The organism is Yersinia sp. Marseille-Q3913, assembly GCF_963892745.1.
GTDB classification, from domain to species: Bacteria; Pseudomonadota; Gammaproteobacteria; order Enterobacterales; family Enterobacteriaceae; genus Yersinia; species Yersinia bercovieri.
This window is the reverse complement of sequence record NZ_CAWQAF010000033.1, coordinates 226,251-246,219: the sequence shown is the minus strand read 5'-3', so window position 1 is coordinate 246,219 and position 19,969 is coordinate 226,251. Positions and strand designations below refer to the sequence as shown.

The window sequence follows — 19,969 nt, the reverse complement described above, 5'->3', positions numbered from 1 at the left end:
ATAAAGTGATAACGCTATAATGATTTTAACGTGACACAGAATTCTGAACGCTCTCTCTTCAGAGTTTAATTCTGGTTTGTTCTTTTCTACATTAGTCGCTGTTTTTCTTCTAACTAAACCAACCTTTTCAAGAATTGCATCCACCCTATCTCCACCATTATCGATTATTTTTTTAAAACTTTCCGATGATAATACTTCCATAATAGGCGATGAATGCGTTTTTTCCTCAACAAATCTTAATGGTGGCTCTTCTAATCGGGTTAAGGCATTCCCGAACAATCGCTCTGCAAAATCAGAATCGAGTTGTACAGCTTCTCTTCGGTATCCCTCATAAGCCTTTGAAACAGAAGCTTTAAACTCATAGTCCTCTGCAAGGCGGAAGCGTTGGCCAATTTGTTTAGTTGATAACCAAGCAAACCAAAGTGGGGCTCCGACACTCAAAAAAGATAAAGCGAGCTGTATGGCTAGTTTTATACTTGAAGATTCAGGATTAGATAAATAGGCCTCTAAAGCATCAAGTCTGAAATAACCCACAGTAGCACCAGCCGCTAGAGAAAAAATCAATCCACCTACCCAATATCGTATACTGATATTGAGTTTTTTTGCTTTATCTTCAAATGCGCCCGCTAAACCTTTTGAAGTAGTAGTTCTAAATGCTTCTTCACACTTATCAATATACCCTTGAGCTTCAGCTTTAAATGTATTTAAGTATTCGTTAACTTCAGCAATTACATTTTCGCTAAGTTTTATAGCGGTGTCTTTAAGGTCTTCAATCTCTTTCGTTCCATCTTGCGCAAGTTTTAACTTTTCCTCAATTACCGCATAGCCAATAGAAGATGTACTTTTTAACTCTCCAATCTCCTGATTAGTATCTCTCAACATTTTTAATGTCGTTGGCAGATTTTCAGCAGCGTCATAAGCATCATTAATTGTTTTTATCTTAGCCTCAACGCAACCACTTTTCTCCTCGATCGAGGCTAAACCAGAATTATAAAGTTCAAGCCTTGCAATTATCTTCTTCGGCAATAGATCTTTATTTTTGAGTACATCAAATGAAAACAATTCATTAATTTCATTACTTATATAGAACATTGATAATAAATAAGAATAAATCGCAGTTTGTGAAACTGAAATGGTACCATGAGCAATATGCTCAATATTAGGTTGTGCAATTTCCAAATTATAGATTAAGGAGTCAATAACATTAACATCATCAACAGATGGTTCGTATTTCTCCATTCGAGATATTTTTTCAGAAAGTGTTTTTGGGAAATTAACTAAATCTGACGAATGTAGAAATGGGAAGGTATTGGCTCCATTTTCAATTAAATCATCTTGTTGAAAAGTCAACGCATCTAAAGTTGTATGTAGATTATCTAGTTTTTGTTTTAGCTCACTAAGTTTATCATTCATATCACAACCTGCAAGTATAGTTTTTCATTAAAACAAAAGGTTAGCCAAAACGATACCATACATCACTCTTTTGTAGAGCACTATATTTTGGAATTGCGTGAGATCGTTTCATCCCTGTCACGCCTGACTTATGCTGTAATCTTCATGTTTGTGCATTGCACTTTGGGGGCATAACGTCAGCTCATAGCAGACTGTCATATTGAGTAGCTACAGCATCAATATTTATTTGAGGGCATCTTTAACGATGACGAACAGAACCAATAACAGAATAAATCCGATGATCCCTAAAATGATGCTGGCGTTACTATCCATGTGCATTTTACCTTTACCTGCCAGCAGGTAAGCAGCGATAACAAAAGGAACGCAGAGAGCAGGGTGGATGGTGATCATTACGGCAGCCAGTATTAGGCAAACTATAAAAATTGTTGAGTTCATAGGTAATCTTTTTATTCATTAATAGATAAGGGGATGAGGGCCTTTAACCTGCTCCCTACTGATTAATTACAGTGACGAATTTTTCAGGCGTTCAATCTCCCTTGTTTTAGTCTTTTAATCGTAGACAATCCTCACTGTAATACACGCGGCAATCAAATCGTTCCTGACTCAATTTCGATAGAATAACTGCTTAAAGCGGTCGTTGTGTTTTTTTATGGGTCAGTAGACACCTTGTGATGCAGTGCCACTGACCGTTTTTAGACCTTATTATCTTTTTGGTGTGTAGCGTGAGGGCCATATCACAGATGGGTCCACCCCCAAAAATTCAGCGATTATCCGCTCCCCTTTCGGCCAGCGACGTGAGAGCGTGTTAGATAATGTTGATGAGCTTAATCCTGCTTGTCGTGATAATTCTGCCACAGATGAACCTCTTTTATGAATAGCAGCAATGATATCTGCGCTATGCCAGTCACGCGTATAATGAATCATACAAACCTCCATGTTATTAAATGCATAATTATATTATTAATTAATATCAGATATACGTAAAAATATTTATCAATATTTAATTATAATATTCATATAGCGTAAAATAGATCCGCATCACAAATAAGAGTTCAAAAATGACTGGTGTATAAAATAGGGGTTGTATGATACTTGCAACATGATAAGGTTATTTTTCAGTTTGTTTGTATAATATCAAAGGTTACAATATGGATGTTGATAATATATTGATGGAATCTAATATTAAGTCTATGCGGCGTGTATTTAATGGCTGCTTTGATTTCAATTGCATTGATATTAATTACTCTGTTATAGACCTCGATAGAGGTGTGATATTAACTCTGCCCAGCAACTACGAGTGGCATTTGATTTACTGGGGTGATAATTTAGATATGCACATCAGTGAACGTATGAAGCCTGGAATACAATATTGGAATGATTATTCTTTGCTTTATTCTGAAACGTTAAGTAAAAGTGAAAAAAGAGAGTCAAAGATAGATGTGTGTACGCACAAAGGGAATGTGTTTGAGATAATGTCTGTTAATTCAAATCGTAAGTTATCGCCTGCTGAGGTGCTGGAGATCTTAAAATACAAACCGGTCATCTCGGATTTCGCATATAAGTTATGGAAGCCAAAAAAACAACAAGAAATAATGCTGCCTATTAGAGAGAATATTGTTAATTCAGTTGAAGAAAAAGCTGTCATTGCTGACGATGAAGCTATTAATTATCACCCATATATGCGCTTTGGGAATGTTGTTTTTACACGAAAAGAAATGATGACAATACGTTATTTATTATCACATCATAGAATAAAAGAGATAGCTGCACTTCAAGGCTGTTCATTGAGTGTTGAACGCCAGCGTATTCACCGTATAAAAGAAAAGATGAACTGCCAGTATCAACCATCATCTGCACTTTTCAATGCTCTTAAACTTCATGGAGTGACGTTAGCATGCATGGACATATTCATCACATATCCATAACTTGTAAAAATATAAACACTACGAATTCCTTTTATAATAAATTGGGGTTTCGCAAAATAAAAAGCTATCGTGATGATGAATGCATAATTCAACATCTGTCAGACAGTAACGGTTTCATTATAGAAGTTTTTCATTATATCAAGAACAACCATGTAAATGAAAAGAGGCAGTTCTCAACTGAAATGCATGGGATAACCCATTTCTCCTTTAGTGTTAGTAATATTGATGGGTTTTTACATAACCTAAAAATGCAGGGTATTGAGTGTGGCAATATCATTACCGCGAGAATTGATTCATACAGATATTTTTTTACCTATGATCCCGATGGTAATGCCATCGAAATCATTGAGGAGATAAAATGAAATGGAAATTCAGAGTAGGAGCCGTCGCCGGCAATGCCTTGGAATTTTATGATATTGCAGTATTTGGGGCTATATCTGTTTACCTGGCATCAGAGCTTGAACGGCAAGGCTATACTCAAGGCCATTATATGGTGTGGGGAATATTTGCTTTGCGCTTCATTGTCAGACCCTTGGGCGGCTATGTCATAGGGCGGTATGCAGATGTCGTGGGCCGGAAACCTGCCTTGATTCTTACCAGTTTTATTACGGGTTTTGCTACACTCTGCATGGCTCTATTGCCTGTGTCACTTCTGGGGCAATATACACCTTTCATCCTGCTGTTATTACAAATGACGTTGGCGCTCAGCTACGGAGGGGAATACCCCACACTGATAACCTATCTTTTTAGTGATGCACAGGATAACCAGCGCGGGAGGACCAGTGCACTTATTGTTTGCAGTTCAATTGTAGGTGTGCTGGCCTCGCTACTGATTGTTTATTCCCTTGAACACTATCTCAGTCAGGCAATGATGCAGTCCATCGGTTGGCGCATTCCATTACTTGTTGGCGTGTTGAATATAGCAATCAGTTTCTGGTTCAGGGCTCGATTACCTGGCCAGTTGGTGCAACCCGTTCAGCCATTAAAAATTCATAAGATGAATATGCTGCATGTCTTTCTTCTCACCGTTCCTGGGGCGGTGATATTTTATGTTCATAATATGTCTACAACACTATTGAGAGAAGTGCTGCATCTGGACTTTCTTAAAGGAATTTATCCTATTGTCTCATCCGGATTATTATTGGTTTCTCTGGTTGCATGTGGCTGGTTAACGGATAAATACACAACACCGTCAAAAGTGTTCAGACTCGGCGTTATATTCCTGGTCATTTTTTCTGTTCCACTTTATTTTATATTAAACAGTAAGGTCATTGAGTTTATGATAGCAGCACAGCTTATTATTACGCTCAACGCCTCGATGATATTGTGTAATCTGGCAGCTGTACTATTTGACGTCTCACGAGGTCATACAACAACACTTGGAATGGGTTATAACCTTTCATTATCACTTTTTGGAGGGATAACTCCACTCATCATCAGCTTTCTACTATCGTATAATATTATTTATGTAGGGCTATACATTTCATTATCTGGTTTTTCCATTTTTGTTTCGTATTTTCTCGATAAAAATCGTTTCAAGCTATCCCAATAGCTGAGTGTATTAATATTTTACTGGCGATCAACATGGAAAAAGAATGGTTTTCAGCGAGGGAGTTGCTATTTCACCCATTGCTTCCAGGAACAACACAGGCTATTCACAAAAAGGCAAAGCGTGAAGATTGGGTGTTTAGGAAAAAAATAGGAGTGCAGGGGAAAGGTGTCGAATACTCTATCCATACCCTTCCTGAAAGTATTCGTGATTATATTATTAACAATAGTGATATGTTGAAACAAACAAGTGATCAAGAACATCTCGATATTTGGATTAACGCATTCAAACAATTGAAACCACATGAGCGTCAGCGATTTTATGAGCATATATTACGGAATGGAATACTTAGTATATATAACTCCTTATAGATTGGGATACTAAATAAGGAAGGGTGAATTTTAAAAAAAAAGGACACTTAACTTTCAATTAAATTTTATTGCGAGATACCTTGCTGTGAATGTCAGGGGGGTATTTGTTGTGTGTTTTTATAATGACATTAATAGTAGGAGTGAATTCAAAAAATGAAAATTAATATATTTAAGCTTCTCCCTATAGTATTGCTTACATCTTGTGCTACAACACAGCAACTGTTGGCACCTAAAGCTAATCTATTAACACCGACCGTTTTAGAACAAGAAATTGCCGCGATTGATAACTGCCTTGTCGGTTGCCCGACTGGCGGCAGTAACCAAACACTTACTCGCAATGTGTATACGCTTAATAATAACAGCGATACCAAATTCGCAAACTGGGTTGCCTATAAAATCACGAAAGAAAGTAATGCTAGCGGACGTCGCCGAAACTGGGCGAGAGATCCTGACTTACCGACATCGGATACATTAGCGCCAACGGCATATAGTGGTGCTAATGAAGAATTAGCAGTTGACCGTGGTCATCAGGCACCGCTGAGTTCTCTGGCTGGACATGATGACTGGAAGGCCCTTAATTATTTATCGAATATCACACCGCAAAAGTCGGCATTAAATCGGGGGGCATGGGCGCGGCTTGAGGACAAGGAACGGCAACTGGCGAACCGTCCAGAAGTAACAGCAGTTTATACTGTTACAGGCCCGTTATTTGAATATGACATAGCCACATTGCCTGCGACTGAGTCTGTTCAGATTCCTAGCGGCTATTGGAAAGTCATTTTTATCGGTACCAGCCCAGATGAAGGGCAGTATTCTGCATTTTTGATGGAGCAAGATATCGCTAGGTCGGCTAAATTTTGCGATTATCAAGTCACAATCGATACAATCGAAGAGAAAACAAGCCCCCGGCTGAATATCTGGTCATCACTGCCCGAAGACATTGCGCAAACCATCAAATCACAGAAAGGAACGCTGGCTAAAGAGATGGGGTGTGAATAGCTGAAATAGATCAAGTAACACAAAATCGAGTGCGCTAGGCGGTCTCGATTTTGTGTTAAACACCATAACTGTTATGGTTGAAGCCAATCATCAGCACTATCTCATGTATCCTGCAAAATCTCTTCGACCGTCTTTTTATCCTCGCTAGCCCCGCCTAGCACCGTTAATCCATCGGCACCTGCAAACCTGACCTTCACGTCTATGTCGCTAAACTTATGGCTGAGGCGATTCGTTAATTCTTCCGTCAGTGCATTGGTGTAGCCAAGTGGAAAGCTCTTCGCGTTCAGTTTATCTATCGTCACTTCGACACGCAGCATGAATTCCCCCTCAACTGTGGTAGCGGGTTTTGGTATTGACGTCTTCAATGCCAGATTCGATGTAGTCCACGCGCTTCTGTAGCTCGCGGATCAGTTTTATGGCTGTATCCAAGCGGATCATGACTTGCTGATCTGGATAGTGCTCTGGTTCAATTTGCCTGAAGCCCGTAAGGGTATCGGTGAATGACGATCGCATAATAATGAACTCGCCAAAGGCACTGTGAGCAGTATCAAAAGAAGTGAGTTCCCTCATCCCTGTAAATTCGTCTTTAGGATTTATTGCCATGGTACCCCCTTGTTGATTTACTGTTTATTTATACAGTAATAGCGAAGGGGAATTCAATCGGTTTTTAAGCGGTAGAGTGGGAATTGATAACATTCCAAAGATTTCGCGGACAAATTGAGTACATAACTGAGTACATAACTGAAGGTTAATGATATTAAATATTATATATTTCAATTGATTATGTTACTTATTTCATAATCGTGAACATAAAATGTTGGCTGCTTATTTTTATCTGACATTATGCGGTTTAACCCTTAATCCACTATGGTCATGCCTTATGACTGGCTTGTTTGAACCCGCACCCCTCTGAACAGGGGAACCCGGTGACCCATGACGTTAGGCGTAGAATAGCATTTCAGGCGGAGCGAGACGCTAATTTTGTCTCAACTATCGGATAATCAATTGGTTGTAAAATATTCAACTGTTAATCTTTGCTTCCAAAATGAGCGCTGTCACTTCCCTCTGTCGGCGGACTTATTTTGAAATAATTATGTTTCTATCTAAATGTGTCGATCTTACTAATATTTACCTGCCGTTTACTTAGCTATTTATACAATCCGCCTACTAAATAACATGGTAGGACTCATGGTGAAAACACTTCTGTTAACCGGTGTGACAGGTTTTTTGGGCGGTGCTGTGCTCGAAAAACTATTGTTGGAAGACTCAGATTTTAATTATTTATTATTAGTTAGGGCTAATACACCGGAACAGGGGCTAACCCGTATTCGAGAGAATCTGGCAAAGTTTTATCTGCCGGTCGGGCGGTTAAATAGAATAACGACGCGTCATATTTTATTGGGTGATTTGTCTGAACCGGACAGTTTTATCGATGATCCGCGTATTAATGATGTGACCCATGTTATTAACTGCGCGGCTGTCGCGTCATTCGGTAATAATCCCTTAATCTGGAAAGTGAATGTCGAGGGGACACTGCTTTTTGGTAAAAGAATGGCCGAAGTTGTTGGTTTGAAACGGTTTATTCACGTTGGAACGGCCATGTCATGCACCCCTGATGCAGATACTGTCGTTAGTGAGCAGGTATTGTTAGCGGAAGATGATGCGCATTTAGTGGAATACACTAAATCGAAATCTGCTATTGAGCGGCTACTAGTGGAACATTGCCCGACCTTGCCATTAATATTTGCGCGGCCATCCATTGTCGTTGGGCATACCCGATTGGGGTGCCAGCCATCGAGCAGTATTTTCTGGGTATTCCGGATGGCATTAATGTTGCGTAAATTTATGTGCTCGCTGGATGACTATATTGACGTTATTCCTGTCGACTATTGTGCCGATGCTTTGCTGTGTATTTTGCTGCATCCAAACCTATCCGAAAATATTTATCATATTTCTGCCGGAGAAAAAAAGAGCGTCAGTTTTGCCGAAATTGATCAGGCCATGTCATCGGCTGCAAGACAAGCCCCGATGGGATCAGATTATCGCCAGGTAGAATATGGTGCGTTGGTAGAAATGCGTAATCAGTTGAAAGGTATTTTCGGTCCTTGTAATGAGCGGCTAATGTTGAAAGCCATGCGCTTATATGGCTCTTTTGCCATGTTAAATGTGCGTTTTAATAATGAACGTCTATTGAGCTTGGGGATGCCACCATCGCCACGTTTCACCGATTATATTGCCTGTTGCGTGGAATCTAGCTTTGGTATGACCATCCAGCAGCAAATGGCGGTTGATTTTAAGTAAGTTTACCTCCCCGTCAAGCCACTGGCGGCGGGGAACTTCTTTTTACACCACTCCTCGCGACAAATTAACCGCAACTTTTGGTCACGGTTAACCCCGTGCCAGCCAGTAATAACTCAGCTAGACTTAGATTTTGGTATCTTATTGGAAGTAGGTATGTTGTGCGCCTGAATAAAAAAATCTCGCCACTGGATAACCTGATTTATAGCCACTATTGCATCACTCACGCTTTGCGTATTACGCTGGCGTTTATCCTAACGTTTCTGATTATTCGTTTGTTGGCGGTTCCCGAAGGGACATGGCCTCTGATCACGCTGGTGGTGGTGATGGGGCCAATATCTTATTGGGGCAATGTGCTATCCAGAGCGCTGCAACGTATTGGCGGCACCGTTTTTGGTGCCATATCTGGCCTCATTGCCCTCTATCTTGAATCCTACTCCCTTACCTTGATGCTGGCGTGGTGCGGGATAGTGATGTTCCTGTGCGGCTATCTCACATTAGGTAAGCGGCCTTATATGGCGCTGCTAATCGGAATTACGTTGGCGGTGGTCTGTGGCTCCGCACCGGGTGATATGAACACCGCGCTCTGGCGTAGCGGGGATGTGATTTTTGGCTCCTTACTGGCGCTGATTTTTACCAGTGTCTATCCGCAGCGTGCTTTTACCCACTGGCGCATGCAGATGAGTGATAACCTGCGCGCTATCAGCCAGATTTACGCTGCTTATCTGTCGCCGAATGTGGTCGAGCGCCCACGATTAGAGCCAAAGTTGAAAGCTGTGTTAAATCAATCGGTTAAAATGCGCACGCTGATTGTCCCCGCCAGCAAAGAGTCCCATATCAATAAAGATGTTTTCGAGGCTATTCAGACAATAAGCCGCAATCTGGTCTGCACGCTGGAGCTGCTGGTGGATGCCTATTGGTCGTCGCGTGAAAGCCATTTCATCATGCTCAATGCTAAAGGATTGCGCAGCACTCAGTTGATGACGATTCGTACGCTGAATACGTTGAGTGACAGTTTACGTGATGGATCACCGGCGCGTGAACGCGAGGTGGTGGCGGATTTGAATGTGATTGCCAGTGAATTAAAATCACTGATGTTGGCAGTGACGCAGGAGCAGCAGGTAGAAACGCCGATTTATGGCTATGTTTGGTTGAGTCTGGAGTTGACCAAACAGCTTGAGGAATTAGATGATCTGATTAATATGACTCTGCGCAGGTGATCATGGGTGGCGATATGGCAGATGAAATTTCTGTCTGGCGGGTAAAGCAGGTAAGATAAGCCAATGAATCTTGTCACCAGGCACGGCAAAGCGGTATGGTGCAGGTAGCCTGGTCACCAGCAATTGAATTTGTATAAAACTTAAGTGAAGGTGTAAAAATGGATAATGCAATTAAGCCGACTTTCCAGGACGTTTTGGAGTTTGTGCGTATGTTTCGTCGCAAAAACAAGTTGCAGCGTGAAATCGTTGATAACGAAAAGAAGATCCGTGATAACCAAAAACGCGTTCTGTTGCTCGATAACCTGAGTGATTACATCAAACCAGGGATGAGCATTGAAGATATTCAGGCCATTATCGCTGATATGCGTACTGCTTACGAAGATCGTGTTGATGAATACACCATCAAAAACGCCGATCTTTCTAAAGAGCGCCGCGAGCTGTCGAAAAAACTGAAAGCGATGGGCGAAGTTAAGTAACCTTCACCGGACGCATAATGCCTCTTCACTTAGGGGCTATAAACAGAAGGGCTGGCATCAAGTGCCAGCCTTTTTTTTGGTTATAAAGTTTTAATTCAACCACTTGTTTGATCGCAAGAAGCGAAATGCCGGAATATTCACCCCTTTGATAAAGATAAAGGTCAGCAGCAGTGAACCCCACAGCGCCATGGTGATATAGCTACTGACGCCCATGATGTTCAGCCCGCTTTCCAGCATTTGTAGCAGGAACAGCGCCAGCACAATACCGAAAATCTTGCCGAATCCACCATCAGGATTTACCCCGCCCAGTACCGTCGCCAGTATCGTGATCAGCAACAGTGATTCACCATAGGATGCTTTGGCCGAGTTCAGTTTTGACATCATCAGTAGTGCCGCGACGGCGCACAGCAGTGATGAAATGACGTAAACCCAAATTAGGGTGCGGCGGGTGTTAATACCAGAGAAAAAGGTCGCTTTTTCGTTAGAACCGCAGAGATAGATTTGGCGGCCCAGTGGGGTTTTAGTCAGAATAAGCCAGATAAGCAGTGCCACCGCGACGAACAGATAGAGCGGCAAGGGCACGCCGAGAGAATTGCTGCGATCCAGTGCCAATACATAGTTCGGGAAGTTGGAAATAGCTGAGCCTTTGGAGATAAGCACGTTTACGCCTTTTAGTAGCGTCATGATACCCAGTGTCGCCAGAATAGGGGAGACCCGAACAATTGAGATCAACATCCCATTAATCAGCCCCACCACCAATGCTACCGCCGCACCGGCCAGCAGCATTAACATCATTGAGCTGAATGTTGGCTCCAGATGAGTAGAGACCCACGCCATAACCAGCGCGCTGGCATTGGCGGTAGCAATAATTGATAAATTAATCCCGCCGGTCAGCATAGTAATAGCCATTGCCAACGTTAATACCCCAGCGACAGGGATTTGTGAGGCGATGGATTGGAAGTTGGCCGCAGACCAGAATACCTGTGGGATCAGCAGGCTGAACACCACGCCGACCAGCACCAGCAGTGTGACTAGCCAGCGTTCGTTATGATCACGTTGCGTTGATTTTGACATGATTATATCCCTACCTTATGACGTTGGCCCCAGGCGGTCACACTGATGCTGATGACAATCACCAGCCCGATTACTACGGTATGCCAGTACGACGAAATACCCAGTAAATTCAATCCGTTTTGCAATATCGCCAGCAGTATCACCCCCAGTAAAGTGCCCGTCAGCGTGCCGCGTCCACCGACAATACTGGTACCACCGAGTACCACCGCCGCTAGCACCGTCAGCTCATAACCCAACAATGAATCAGGTGCGACGGTTAACACCGTATAGGACTGCACCACGCCAGCTATCCCAGATAAAAAGCCCATGTAGCCGTAAACAAAGAGTTGCAGCTTAAGAATGCTGAACCCCATGCGCGATGCCGCTTCCTGATTGCCGCCCAAAGCATATATTTGGCGGCCAATACTGGTGCGGGTCATCAGCAGGGCGGTGACAATAATGGTGATCAGCAGTGTCAGAATGGGCAGCGAGAGGCCGTAGTCATAGCCATCGGCTGCGGTGAAGGAGAAGAGCATCGGCCCATGTTCGAACCATTCCGGATAGGTATAGAGCCAAACACCACGGCTGAGATAGAGCAGTAAGCCATAGAATATATTCAGCGTAGAAATAGTGATGATGATAGACGGTACGCGCAGGCGATTAACCAGCAGCGCATTTATCAGCCCCAATAGTAGGCCGATACCGCCCGCCAGCGCGAAGGCCACGGGGAAGTTGCCGCCAAATTTCACAATTAATGTCACCATGACATATTGCGAAATAATGGTCATGGCAGGGAATGAAATATCAATGCCGCCAGAAATTAACACGATAAACAAGCCACAGGCCAAAATGGTCAACATGGCATAGTTATTTATCAAATCATAAATATTGGCGAGGGTTAGAAAATCTGGGCTGGTGAAAGCGAGATAGGTCGAAATAATCAAAATAGTGAATGCCAACATAACTTCATGGCGTTTCAGATGTTCTTTATTGAATAAACCTGTGTGACCGCTGTTCGATTTATTGGACACAGAGTTATTTGCCACATGGGGATTAGCCATTTACTACCTCCGCAATGGCTGCTTCGCTGCTGTTACCTGGTAAGAACTCCTGCACCACTCTCCCGGCCCGCATCACTAAAATGCGGTGGCTGTTAAAGTAAGCCTCATCAATCTCATCACAAACCATTAATACCGCAATACCCCGTGCTGCCAGCGCATTGATAATATTATAGATACCGGCTTTATTGGCGATGTCGACTCCGACGGTAGGGGAGTCGAGGATCAGTATTTGTGGATCAGTTGCCAGCCATTTGGCAATGGCAATTCGCTGTGCATTACCGCCGGATAAGGTATTGACCGGCAAGTCACTGCTGCCGATTTTAATCGACAGGTGCTTCACCATATCTTCGACCAAGGTATCGAGGCGTTCAGTGCGCATTAGGTGAAAAGCATTTTTCAGCCGATGCAAGACGGTGGCGCTGATATTGTCGCGAATGGATTGCTCCATAATCAGCCCGGTGCTCATTCTATCTTCCGAAACGTAACCAATACCGGCGGCAATGGCATCGCGGTTACTGGCAAAATAGACCGGTTTATCATTGATACGAATAGTGCCTGATTCTGGTGTGGTTAACCCAAATAGGCTGAGGCAGAGTTCGGTTCGCCCAGAACCCAGTAAGCCCACCAACGAAACAATCTCGCCGGGATGCAGGGTCAGTGAGATATTGTGATATTCGTGGCCGCGGGAAAGCTCCTCTACCGCTAACACCGGCGGGCGGGCGGCGGTATAAGATGGTAGAACCTGAAAATCAAATTTCATGCCGGTCATCAGCCAGGCCAGCCGCTGATTATCTACTTCAGCAGCAGGGTAGGTGCCGACCCAATCACCATCCTTCAGCACCGTGATGCGGTCTGAAATTTCCAGAACTTCACTCAATCGGTGGCTGACAAAGACCACGCAGATATTGCGCGATTTCAGTTCATGTACCACCCGTAGCAAGCCGTTAACCTCTTGCCGCGTCAGGGAGGCGGTGGGTTCATCCATCACAATCAGGCGGGCATCTTGTGCCAGCGCGCGGCAAATGGCGACTAGCTGCTTCTGCGCAATGGGTAAATTCTCAACCAATTCATCCAGATCAAGATGGGCATCAATGCTGTTGATGACTCGCTCAGCCGTGGCGCGCATCTGGCGTTTATCTACCCATAGATGATGGTGATAATGGTTCATGGCGATATTCTCAGCCACAGTCAGATTTGGGAATAGTGACAAATCCTGATAGATCACCTGAATTCCCAACCGGACAGATTCGATCGGTGTCAGGGTTGAGTAGGTTTTGCCATCAATGGTGATCGCGGCAGCAGAATCGGGTTGGTAGACGCCGGAGATAATTTTAATTAGCGTTGATTTGCCACAGCCGTTCTGCCCCGCGAGGCAATGAACCTCACCCGGCAATAGGGTCATGGCCACCTTATTCAGCGCCTTGACGCCATAAAAGGTTTTACTGATGTTTTCCAGAGTAATAAATGGCTGCATAGATCCCCTTATACCCTTCGTCCTTGAAGTTGCAGGGGTGTTAGCTACGCTCACTCACCCGAATCACTTACCTGAGTAAGCTCATCGGGCTTCGTTTGCTTGCTGCCTACCTGCAACTCCAATGACTTTTGGTATATCTTAATGATTACGTATCCGCGCTCTCTGATATTGCGAAGTTAACGCTTATCAGGTGTGAATCAATACAGCGAATCTACGTTATCTTTGGTGACGCGCAGTACATTGTGGAACTGAATCAGATGTTTACCCTGATCAACTTCCGCTTTACCCACCCCTGGGATCTCCATACCCGTTTCGATTTTTTCGCCTTTCAGCACTTTGTCAGCAACGGCTGTCAGTGCATAACCGGCAGAACCTGGGTCATAAGTCACGCCCATGGCAATATCACCGCTTTTAACCAGTGAAGCCGCCTGAGAAGGGATCATCATGCCGAACACATGTACTTTGTCTTTGGCGCGTTTCTCTTTCACGGCACGACCAGCGCCGATTGGGCCTTGTGAACCGAAGGCAACAATCCCTTTCAGGTCACTGTGCGCTTTCATCAAATCCAGTGTGGTGCGGCGTGAATCATCAATGCTCTCGGCGACCGGCATACGGCTGGTCACTTCGAACATCTCCGGATAGTGCTCTTTCTGATATTTTATAAACAGATCGGCCCACAGATTATGTTGTGGCACCGTCAAGCTGCCGACATAAATGACATAGCCGCCTTTGCCACCCATGGCTTTTGCCATCTCTTCCACGTTATCAGCGGCAAATTTAGCGTTATCGATGATTTCGATATCCCAGTTAGCACTTGGTTGCCCTGGGGATTCGTTGGTTAACACCACGATCCCCGCCTCACGGGCTTTCTTAAATACCGGCTCCAGCACATCGGCATCGTTCGGCACGATACTGATGGCGCTGACTTTTTTGGCAATTAAGTCTTCGATAATTTTCACTTGTTGTGGGGCATCTGTGCTGGATGGGCCGACCTGATAGGCTTTGATGCCCAGATCTTTACCGGCACGCTCCACGCCGTCACCCATGCGGTTAAACCACGGCATACCTGCGATTTTCGAGATATTGACCACTTCGACTTCTTGCGCCAGTGCGCTACCCGAGCACGCCATCATGCTAAACAGGCTGGCGGCCAGTAAGGTTTTTACACTCAATTTAGTCATCTAATCAGACTCCCGGAGCTAATGTAGGTTGAGGTCATTGTTATTCGGTATTGGTGCAATATTTTGATGCTGCATTACTTGAGTTTTATTTATGTTTTTAAAAAAATGAAGATTTAACAGGCAGCAGATTTTACATCTGCACTACATTTCCTGTTGGTCGACTCTAATACCCCGATAGCTATTTTCCCCATATCCCTGAATGCTATTTACATGGACAAAATGGCTGCTTTCCCTGTTTGTGACTGAGGTCATGATTCTGGCGGGCAAGGCTATGCGAATTACAAAAAAGTGGTAGGTGGGAGGGTAATAGCAGTACTATTTACATGGATATTCTAGTTTGGCTATTTTGCAATAATTTAGCCGCATATCTGGGGCGAATCGTAACGTAAGGCGCTAACGCACCCCACCAGGCACCATGGTGAGCAGGTGCTGGGTTGGATAGTTTTGGGTGATATTGCGCTGCTGTATTTGCCAATAAATCCTTTCTACATCATGGCGTTGGCGGTCTAGAAGTAACCCCACCACACTGCCACTGTGGGCGACATTTAGCCCATAGAGATCCAGATTTTCCACTAATTTCATTAGCGCCGCAAAATCGGGTTTGACCAGCAAACGTTGGCTGGCTTGCGCGCTAACTGTAGTGGCCTGGCCGAGCAGTGAACAGTCGCGGCGTTCAGCGGCTTGGGTAAAGAGTTGCCATGCCCGCGCCAGTGAGGCGGCAGTTGCCAGCAGTGCCGGCTGGCGATCACGGCGATGGTAATCCTCAGTATTCAGGATATTCGGGCTCTCCAGCAGCAAAATATCCAGCTGTGGCTGCCAATCATAAGAGATTTGCGTGGCGGCGGTTTGGTGATCAAACAGGGTTAATTGCTGAAATAACGTGCTATCAGTGGGCTCCAGAGTGACACACAATGCCGCGAGGGCCGCCTCATCCAGTGTTTCGCCTAAATGGCGGGCGGTGGCCAGTGCGGTAGCGGCGATATCTGCAGTGCTGCTCGCCAGCCCTTTTGCGACCGGAATGGTGGAATCAAATCGAATGTTCAGCCCACGGGCCATCTCGGCGGGATGATCGAAGTAAGCCAGCACCGCCGCCAGCATCTGGCGCATCCGTGGCCGCTCATTACCACTCGGCGCTCCATCACTCACCGAGACGGTACTGAACCAGTTTACCGGGCAGGAGATAAGCTTCTCGCCACCCAGTATCCAGCCCTGAATTAACTCACCGCAAGAGGCAGGGCAACGGGCTTCAGCCATGGCCGAACACCTGCTGCAAGGCGGTGATTAGCCGCTGATTATCGGCGGCACTTTTGATGGCCACGCGGTAGTGGTCGCGGGTCAAACCGGGGTAGTTGGCACAGTGGCGGATCAAAATATGATGCTGCAAAAGTGCCTGTTGCAGGTCGATTTCTGGCTTCAGGCAGCGCAGGAAAATGTAGTTGGCGGCACCTTGCCAGACCTGCAACGCGGGCAGGCTACACAATTGCTGATATAACCAACGCTGCTGTTGTGCCAGCCATTGATGCGTTGCCTGAATATAATCTTGGTCATCGAGGATAATCTCACCGGCCAGCGCAGCGAATGCATTGATAGTCCAAGGCTCGCGCTGCTGTTTCATTTGTGAGATTGCTGCCCGATCGCCGCTGAGTAAATAACCTAGCCGCAGCCCCGGAATAGCGAAAAATTTGGTCAGTGAGCGCAGCACATAGAGACGCGGGAAATCAGCCAATTGTGGGATCAGCCCTAGCGTACCTGGCAGAAAATCGATAAAAGCTTCATCGACAATCAGTGCAATCTGTTGTTGATGACAGCACCGCACAATAGCTTGCAGCAGCGCAGCATCGGGCATCAGGCCGGTTGGGTTGTTCGGTGTCGCCAGAAACAGGCAGTCAGGGCGCAGTTGAACCAACAGGTCCAGTAGCCGCCCATCCGGCTGATAGCCGTCCGCTTCGCTCATCGGATAATCATGGATCTGACAGCCGACCCGTTGCAGGGCGCGGCGATATTCAGCAAAACCCGGCGTCAGCAGCAGCGCACTACGTGGTTGCAGATGCTGCACCACCGCGTAAATCAATTCGGTGGCCCCATTGCCGGCGATAATGTTTTCCGGCTGGCAGTGGTGAGCGCGGGCCAGCGCGCCATGCAATTGGCGATATTCAACATCGGGGTAGCGCTCAGCACGGGCTAACTGGGCAACAATCGCTGCTTTCAGGGAGTCGGGCATCCCCAGCGGATTAATATTGGCACTAAAATCAATGATGTTTTCGGCATCTGTGCCGATTTTCAGTGCCATCTCCAGCACATTGCCGCCATGTTCGCTCATTGCTGTGTTATACCCCTCTCAAACTTGTGTGTTTAGAGTACCATACCCTGCGTACTTGACGCTGTAGGGGTGTTTGCGGCACTCACACACCCGAATCACTGACTGATGTCAGCTCATCGGGATGCGCTCACTTGCTGCCTACCTACAACGCCAATGCGTTTGGGTAGATAAGCGAGGGAATTGAGCTTAGCGATAAGATTTCTGGCGTGAATGCCAGTATCTCCCGCAGGCGCACCACGTCACCAATCACAATCAATGCCGGGGCTGATAAACCCTGCGCGGCGACCTGATCGACTAAGGTGAGCAAGGTGCCACTGGCGACTTGCTGCTGCTGATGGCTGGCATACATCACCACCGCCGCTGGTGTGGTCGGCGCTTTCCCGCCCGCGATCAACTGCTGGCAAATGGTCGCCAGTTGCGTCATCCCCATCAAGATAACCAGCGTACCTTCCAGCTTCGCCAATGTGGCCCAATCCTGCGGTTCATTGCCCTGACGCAAATGGCCGGTGATCACATGAAAACCAGAGGCGTAATCACGGTGGGTCACCGGAATGCCGGCATAGGCCAGCCCGCCAATGGCGGAACTGATCCCCGGCACCACTTCAAATGGGATCTCCGCCAGCGCCAGCGCTTGCGCTTCTTCTCCACCGCGCCCAAACACATAGGGGTCGCCGCCTTTAAGCCGCACCACATTCAGCCCACGCTGGGCGCAATCCACCAAAATCTGATTGATTTCCGGTTGCGGCACTAGGTGGTGATTGGGGTTCTTGCCGACATTGATCATTTCGCAGCCGTCAGGGGCTTCTGCCAGCAACTCTGCGCAGACCAGCCGGTCATACACCAGCGCGTCGGCCTGACGAATGGCATGTAATCCTTTTACCGTAATCAGCGCCGCATCCCCCGGCCCCGCGCCCACCAGCCAAACTTTTCCACTTTTCATCTTGCTTCTCACTGTATGGCGAGGGCCGGTTGTACCGGCAGCGGTTGTGCCACGCGCATAACATCACGGGCAATCATTAGTTCTTCATTGGTATTGACGATGGCAATTTGTACCGGCCCCGGTTCCTTCTGGATAAAGAACTGATTTTTTAGGTTTTTCTCTTCATCCAGCTCAATACCGAGAAATGCCAGATCCCGGCATATCTGCTGACGGGCATTGCGGGCATTTTCGCCAATACCACCGGTAAAGATCAGCGCATCGATTCCACCCAGTTGCACGATATAGCTACCAATCACCGCGCGGATGCGCTCAGCAAACAGCTCAAGGGCCACTTGTGCGCGGGTGTTGCCGTTGCTGGCGGCCTGTTCCACATCGCGATAATCGTGTGAGATGCCGGAGAGACCCAGTAAGCCGGATTGGTTGTTGATCAACTGGTTGATCTCGGCGGCGCTTTTGCCCTCCGTCTGTTGAATAAACGGCAGGATCGAGGGATCAATATCGCCACTTCGGGTGCCCATCATGATCCCCGCCTGTGGGGTGAAGCCCATGGAGGTATTGACCGAGCGCCCATTGCCGATCGCACATAAGCTGGAGCCGTTGCCGAGGTGGCAGGAGATGATGCGCAGCTCCGCCAGTGGCCGCCCCATGCGCTCAGCGCAGACTGCACTGACATATTTGTGGCTGGTGCCGTGGAAGCCGTAACGGCGAATACCCAGCTCCTCGTAGTAGCGCCACGGTAAGGGGTAGAGATAGGCGCTCTGGCTTAGGGTTTGGTGGAACGCGGTATCAAACACCGCCACCGCGCAGGCATGGGGCAGGGCATGTTGAAACACGCGGATACCCAAGGCGTTCACCGGATTATGTAACGGCGCGAGCACCCCCAGTTGCTCAATTTTATCCAGCACCTCGGGGGTGATCAGCACTGAATCGGCAAAGGCTTCACCGCCGTGGGCCACCCGATGGCCGACGCCGATGATCTCATCCAGCGAATCAATAATATTGTGCTCAATCAGTGCGCGCAGCAGATGCTCTGCCCCCTGGCGGCAGTCGGCGATAGGCAGGGTTTCCCGCCATTTCACCTCGCCAGCCCGCAGGTTAAACACTGCATCATCCATGCCGATGCGCTCGATCAAACCCTGGCACAGCACCCGCTCTTCCCCCTGGCCGGTCTGGCCATTGAGCATGGAAAACAGCTGAAATTTCAGCGAAGAACTGCCGGCGTTTATCGCCATAATCTTACCGGACATATGACTCTCCAGAATGATTCAAATAAGTTATAAGGTCAGTGAGCCCCTCGCCGGTTTGCGCCGAGGTGATAAAGATATTTTGTGCGCCCGCTTGCATCAGGCAATCCGCCGCCCAGCTCAGTTGGTCGGGATGGCTGACGGTGTCCGCTTTGCTGATAATGCCGATCACTGGTTTGTTGAACACCTGCGCCAGCATCGGGGCAAACCAGCTCTGGGTGGCATCGGCGTTTTGCACCAATCCCACCACCTCGGCCTCACAAGCGCTCGCCAGTAACGCACTGTATAAGCAGCGGTTTTCCAGATACTCACCTGGGGTATCAATGGCATTGTCCTGCCAGACAATCGACTGGGTTTTTTGGTAATGAAGCGCCTCGCCCTGTAAGCGCTGAATCAGCGAGGTTTTGCCACACTGGCTAGGGCCAATTAACATGATGCGCTGCAT

At 46.5% G+C, this 19,969-nt stretch carries 22 protein-coding genes; 8 read left to right on the top strand and 14 right to left on the bottom strand.

The window, feature by feature from the left end; translation table 11 throughout:
- From AACW11_RS14545 to AACW11_RS14535, 3 genes are all read right to left on the bottom strand, one after another.
- On the bottom strand, window positions 1–1,413 hold a 1,413-nt coding region (locus AACW11_RS14545), incomplete at its 3' end, for a hypothetical protein (protein WP_212584585.1).
- Window positions 1,414–1,635: 222 nt separating this feature from the next.
- Entirely contained in the window at window positions 1,636–1,803 is a 168-nt protein-coding gene (locus AACW11_RS14540; protein ID WP_212584584.1) for a hypothetical protein, read from the bottom strand.
- A 312-nt stretch (window positions 1,804–2,115) separates the two neighbouring features.
- On the bottom strand, window positions 2,116–2,337 hold the full coding sequence (locus AACW11_RS14535) for a helix-turn-helix domain-containing protein (RefSeq protein WP_212584583.1): 222 nt from the start codon (window positions 2,335–2,337) through the stop codon (window positions 2,116–2,118).
- Between the two features lie 224 nt (window positions 2,338–2,561).
- Between AACW11_RS14535 and AACW11_RS14530 the strand changes: the two genes are divergently transcribed.
- From AACW11_RS14530 to AACW11_RS14515, 5 genes are all read left to right on the top strand, one after another.
- Complete coding sequence (locus AACW11_RS14530) at window positions 2,562–3,338, top strand: helix-turn-helix transcriptional regulator (protein ID WP_212584582.1); 777 nt, start codon at window positions 2,562–2,564, stop codon at window positions 3,336–3,338.
- Entirely contained in the window at window positions 3,308–3,700 is a 393-nt protein-coding gene (locus AACW11_RS20860; protein ID WP_145498078.1) for a VOC family protein, read from the top strand. Before AACW11_RS14530 ends, AACW11_RS20860 begins: the two co-directional genes overlap by 31 nt.
- Window positions 3,697–4,890 carry an MFS transporter gene (locus tag AACW11_RS14525; RefSeq protein WP_212584581.1) on the top strand — a complete coding sequence of 398 codons (1,194 nt, stop codon included), beginning with the start codon at window positions 3,697–3,699 and terminating at the stop codon, window positions 4,888–4,890. Before AACW11_RS20860 ends, AACW11_RS14525 begins: the two co-directional genes overlap by 4 nt.
- A 32-nt stretch (window positions 4,891–4,922) precedes the next feature.
- Window positions 4,923–5,258 carry a DNA-binding protein gene (locus tag AACW11_RS14520; protein WP_212584580.1) on the top strand — a complete coding sequence of 112 codons (336 nt, stop codon included), beginning with the start codon at window positions 4,923–4,925 and terminating at the stop codon, window positions 5,256–5,258.
- A 153-nt stretch (window positions 5,259–5,411) separates the two neighbouring features.
- Window positions 5,412–6,257, top strand: coding sequence for a DNA/RNA non-specific endonuclease (locus AACW11_RS14515; protein WP_145498069.1), 846 nt, complete (start codon window positions 5,412–5,414; stop codon window positions 6,255–6,257).
- A gap of 101 nt (window positions 6,258–6,358) precedes the next feature.
- On the opposite strand, the gene AACW11_RS14510 is transcribed toward AACW11_RS14515, so the two are convergent.
- Window positions 6,359–6,574: a DinI-like family protein gene (locus AACW11_RS14510; protein ID WP_145498066.1), complete on the bottom strand. Its 216-nt coding sequence runs from the start codon at window positions 6,572–6,574 to the stop codon at window positions 6,359–6,361.
- A 10-nt stretch (window positions 6,575–6,584) separates the two neighbouring features.
- A complete protein-coding gene (locus AACW11_RS14505) occupies window positions 6,585–6,860 on the bottom strand; it encodes a hypothetical protein (protein ID WP_249192737.1) in 276 nt (91 codons plus the stop codon).
- Window positions 6,861–7,448: 588 nt separating this feature from the next.
- On the opposite strand from AACW11_RS14505, the gene AACW11_RS14500 reads away from it, so the two are divergent.
- The 3 genes from AACW11_RS14500 to tmaR all read left to right on the top strand — a co-directional run bounded on the left by AACW11_RS14500 (window position 7,449) and on the right by tmaR (window position 10,251).
- A complete protein-coding gene (locus AACW11_RS14500; RefSeq protein WP_212584604.1) occupies window positions 7,449–8,558 on the top strand; it encodes an SDR family oxidoreductase in 1,110 nt (369 codons plus the stop codon).
- Between the two features lie 158 nt (window positions 8,559–8,716).
- The gene (locus AACW11_RS14495; RefSeq protein WP_212584579.1) at window positions 8,717–9,775 is read left to right on the top strand and encodes an FUSC family protein; all 1,059 of its coding nucleotides are present in this window, start codon (window positions 8,717–8,719) and stop codon (window positions 9,773–9,775) included.
- A gap of 158 nt (window positions 9,776–9,933) precedes the next feature.
- Window positions 9,934–10,251, top strand: coding sequence for a PTS system regulator TmaR (gene tmaR / locus AACW11_RS14490; protein WP_212584578.1), 318 nt, complete (start codon window positions 9,934–9,936; stop codon window positions 10,249–10,251).
- Window positions 10,252–10,341: 90 nt separating this feature from the next.
- Here the strand turns inward: tmaR and AACW11_RS14485 are convergent, their stop codons facing one another.
- The 9 genes from AACW11_RS14485 to AACW11_RS14445 all read right to left on the bottom strand — a co-directional run bounded on the left by AACW11_RS14485 (window position 10,342) and on the right by AACW11_RS14445 (window position 19,969).
- Complete coding sequence (locus tag AACW11_RS14485) at window positions 10,342–11,325, bottom strand: ABC transporter permease (protein WP_212584577.1); 984 nt, start codon at window positions 11,323–11,325, stop codon at window positions 10,342–10,344.
- A gap of 2 nt (window positions 11,326–11,327) precedes the next feature.
- Window positions 11,328–12,266, bottom strand: coding sequence for an ABC transporter permease (locus AACW11_RS14480; protein ID WP_032897991.1), 939 nt, complete (start codon window positions 12,264–12,266; stop codon window positions 11,328–11,330).
- A 91-nt stretch (window positions 12,267–12,357) separates the two neighbouring features.
- The gene (locus AACW11_RS14475) at window positions 12,358–13,839 is read right to left on the bottom strand and encodes a sugar ABC transporter ATP-binding protein (protein WP_212584575.1); all 1,482 of its coding nucleotides are present in this window, start codon (window positions 13,837–13,839) and stop codon (window positions 12,358–12,360) included.
- Between the two features lie 197 nt (window positions 13,840–14,036).
- On the bottom strand, window positions 14,037–14,972 hold the full coding sequence (locus tag AACW11_RS14470; RefSeq protein ID WP_249192752.1) for an autoinducer 2 ABC transporter substrate-binding protein: 936 nt from the start codon (window positions 14,970–14,972) through the stop codon (window positions 14,037–14,039).
- 441 nt (window positions 14,973–15,413) lie between these two features.
- Window positions 15,414–16,274: a GHMP family kinase ATP-binding protein gene (locus AACW11_RS14465; protein ID WP_212584573.1), complete on the bottom strand. Its 861-nt coding sequence runs from the start codon at window positions 16,272–16,274 to the stop codon at window positions 15,414–15,416.
- The gene (gene cobD / locus AACW11_RS14460; RefSeq protein ID WP_212584572.1) at window positions 16,267–17,340 is read right to left on the bottom strand and encodes a threonine-phosphate decarboxylase CobD; all 1,074 of its coding nucleotides are present in this window, start codon (window positions 17,338–17,340) and stop codon (window positions 16,267–16,269) included. The genes AACW11_RS14465 and cobD overlap by 8 nt, the downstream gene beginning before the upstream one ends.
- 142 nt (window positions 17,341–17,482) lie before the next feature.
- Window positions 17,483–18,280, bottom strand: a complete 798-nt coding sequence (gene cobA / locus AACW11_RS14455) for a uroporphyrinogen-III C-methyltransferase (protein WP_212584571.1) — start codon at window positions 18,278–18,280, stop codon at window positions 17,483–17,485.
- A gap of 8 nt (window positions 18,281–18,288) precedes the next feature.
- Window positions 18,289–19,527 (bottom strand): acetate/propionate family kinase, encoded by a 1,239-nt coding sequence (locus AACW11_RS14450; RefSeq protein ID WP_212584570.1) that lies wholly within the window; start codon window positions 19,525–19,527, stop codon window positions 18,289–18,291.
- Window positions 19,517–19,969, bottom strand: a complete 453-nt coding sequence (locus tag AACW11_RS14445) for a EutP/PduV family microcompartment system protein (protein ID WP_212584569.1) — start codon at window positions 19,967–19,969, stop codon at window positions 19,517–19,519. Before AACW11_RS14445 ends, AACW11_RS14450 begins: the two co-directional genes overlap by 11 nt.

Excerpts from the sequence above, each read along its gene's own strand:
- AACW11_RS14540 (WP_212584584.1), bottom strand. The coding sequence starts at position 1,803 with ATGATCACCATCCACCCTGCTCTCTGCGTTCCTTTTGTTATCGCTGCT.
- AACW11_RS14535 (WP_212584583.1), bottom strand. The coding sequence starts at position 2,337 with ATGATTCATTATACGCGTGACTGGCATAGCGCAGATATCATTGCTGCT.
- AACW11_RS14530 (WP_212584582.1), top strand. The coding sequence starts at position 2,562 with ATGGATGTTGATAATATATTGATGGAATCTAATATTAAGTCTATGCGG.
- AACW11_RS20860 (WP_145498078.1), top strand. The coding sequence starts at position 3,308 with ATGCATGGACATATTCATCACATATCCATAACTTGTAAAAATATAAAC.
- AACW11_RS14525 (WP_212584581.1), top strand. The coding sequence starts at position 3,697 with ATGAAATGGAAATTCAGAGTAGGAGCCGTCGCCGGCAATGCCTTGGAA.
- AACW11_RS14520 (WP_212584580.1), top strand. The coding sequence starts at position 4,923 with ATGGAAAAAGAATGGTTTTCAGCGAGGGAGTTGCTATTTCACCCATTG.
- AACW11_RS14515 (WP_145498069.1), top strand. The coding sequence starts at position 5,412 with ATGAAAATTAATATATTTAAGCTTCTCCCTATAGTATTGCTTACATCT.
- AACW11_RS14510 (WP_145498066.1), bottom strand. The coding sequence starts at position 6,574 with ATGCTGCGTGTCGAAGTGACGATAGATAAACTGAACGCGAAGAGCTTT.
- AACW11_RS14505 (WP_249192737.1), bottom strand. The coding sequence starts at position 6,860 with ATGGCAATAAATCCTAAAGACGAATTTACAGGGATGAGGGAACTCACT.
- tmaR (WP_212584578.1), top strand. The coding sequence starts at position 9,934 with ATGGATAATGCAATTAAGCCGACTTTCCAGGACGTTTTGGAGTTTGTG.
- AACW11_RS14485 (WP_212584577.1), bottom strand. The coding sequence starts at position 11,325 with ATGTCAAAATCAACGCAACGTGATCATAACGAACGCTGGCTAGTCACA.
- AACW11_RS14480 (WP_032897991.1), bottom strand. The coding sequence starts at position 12,266 with ATGTTGGCATTCACTATTTTGATTATTTCGACCTATCTCGCTTTCACC.
- AACW11_RS14475 (WP_212584575.1), bottom strand. The coding sequence starts at position 13,839 with ATGCAGCCATTTATTACTCTGGAAAACATCAGTAAAACCTTTTATGGC.
- AACW11_RS14470 (WP_249192752.1), bottom strand. The coding sequence starts at position 14,972 with ATGATGGCGTGCTCGGGTAGCGCACTGGCGCAAGAAGTCGAAGTGGTC.
- AACW11_RS14465 (WP_212584573.1), bottom strand. The coding sequence starts at position 16,274 with ATGGCTGAAGCCCGTTGCCCTGCCTCTTGCGGTGAGTTAATTCAGGGC.
- cobD (WP_212584572.1), bottom strand. The coding sequence starts at position 17,340 with ATGAGCGAACATGGCGGCAATGTGCTGGAGATGGCACTGAAAATCGGC.
- cobA (WP_212584571.1), bottom strand. The coding sequence starts at position 18,280 with ATGAAAAGTGGAAAAGTTTGGCTGGTGGGCGCGGGGCCGGGGGATGCG.
- AACW11_RS14450 (WP_212584570.1), bottom strand. The coding sequence starts at position 19,527 with ATGTCCGGTAAGATTATGGCGATAAACGCCGGCAGTTCTTCGCTGAAA.
- AACW11_RS14445 (WP_212584569.1), bottom strand. The coding sequence starts at position 19,969 with ATGCAGCGCATCATGTTAATTGGCCCTAGCCAGTGTGGCAAAACCTCG.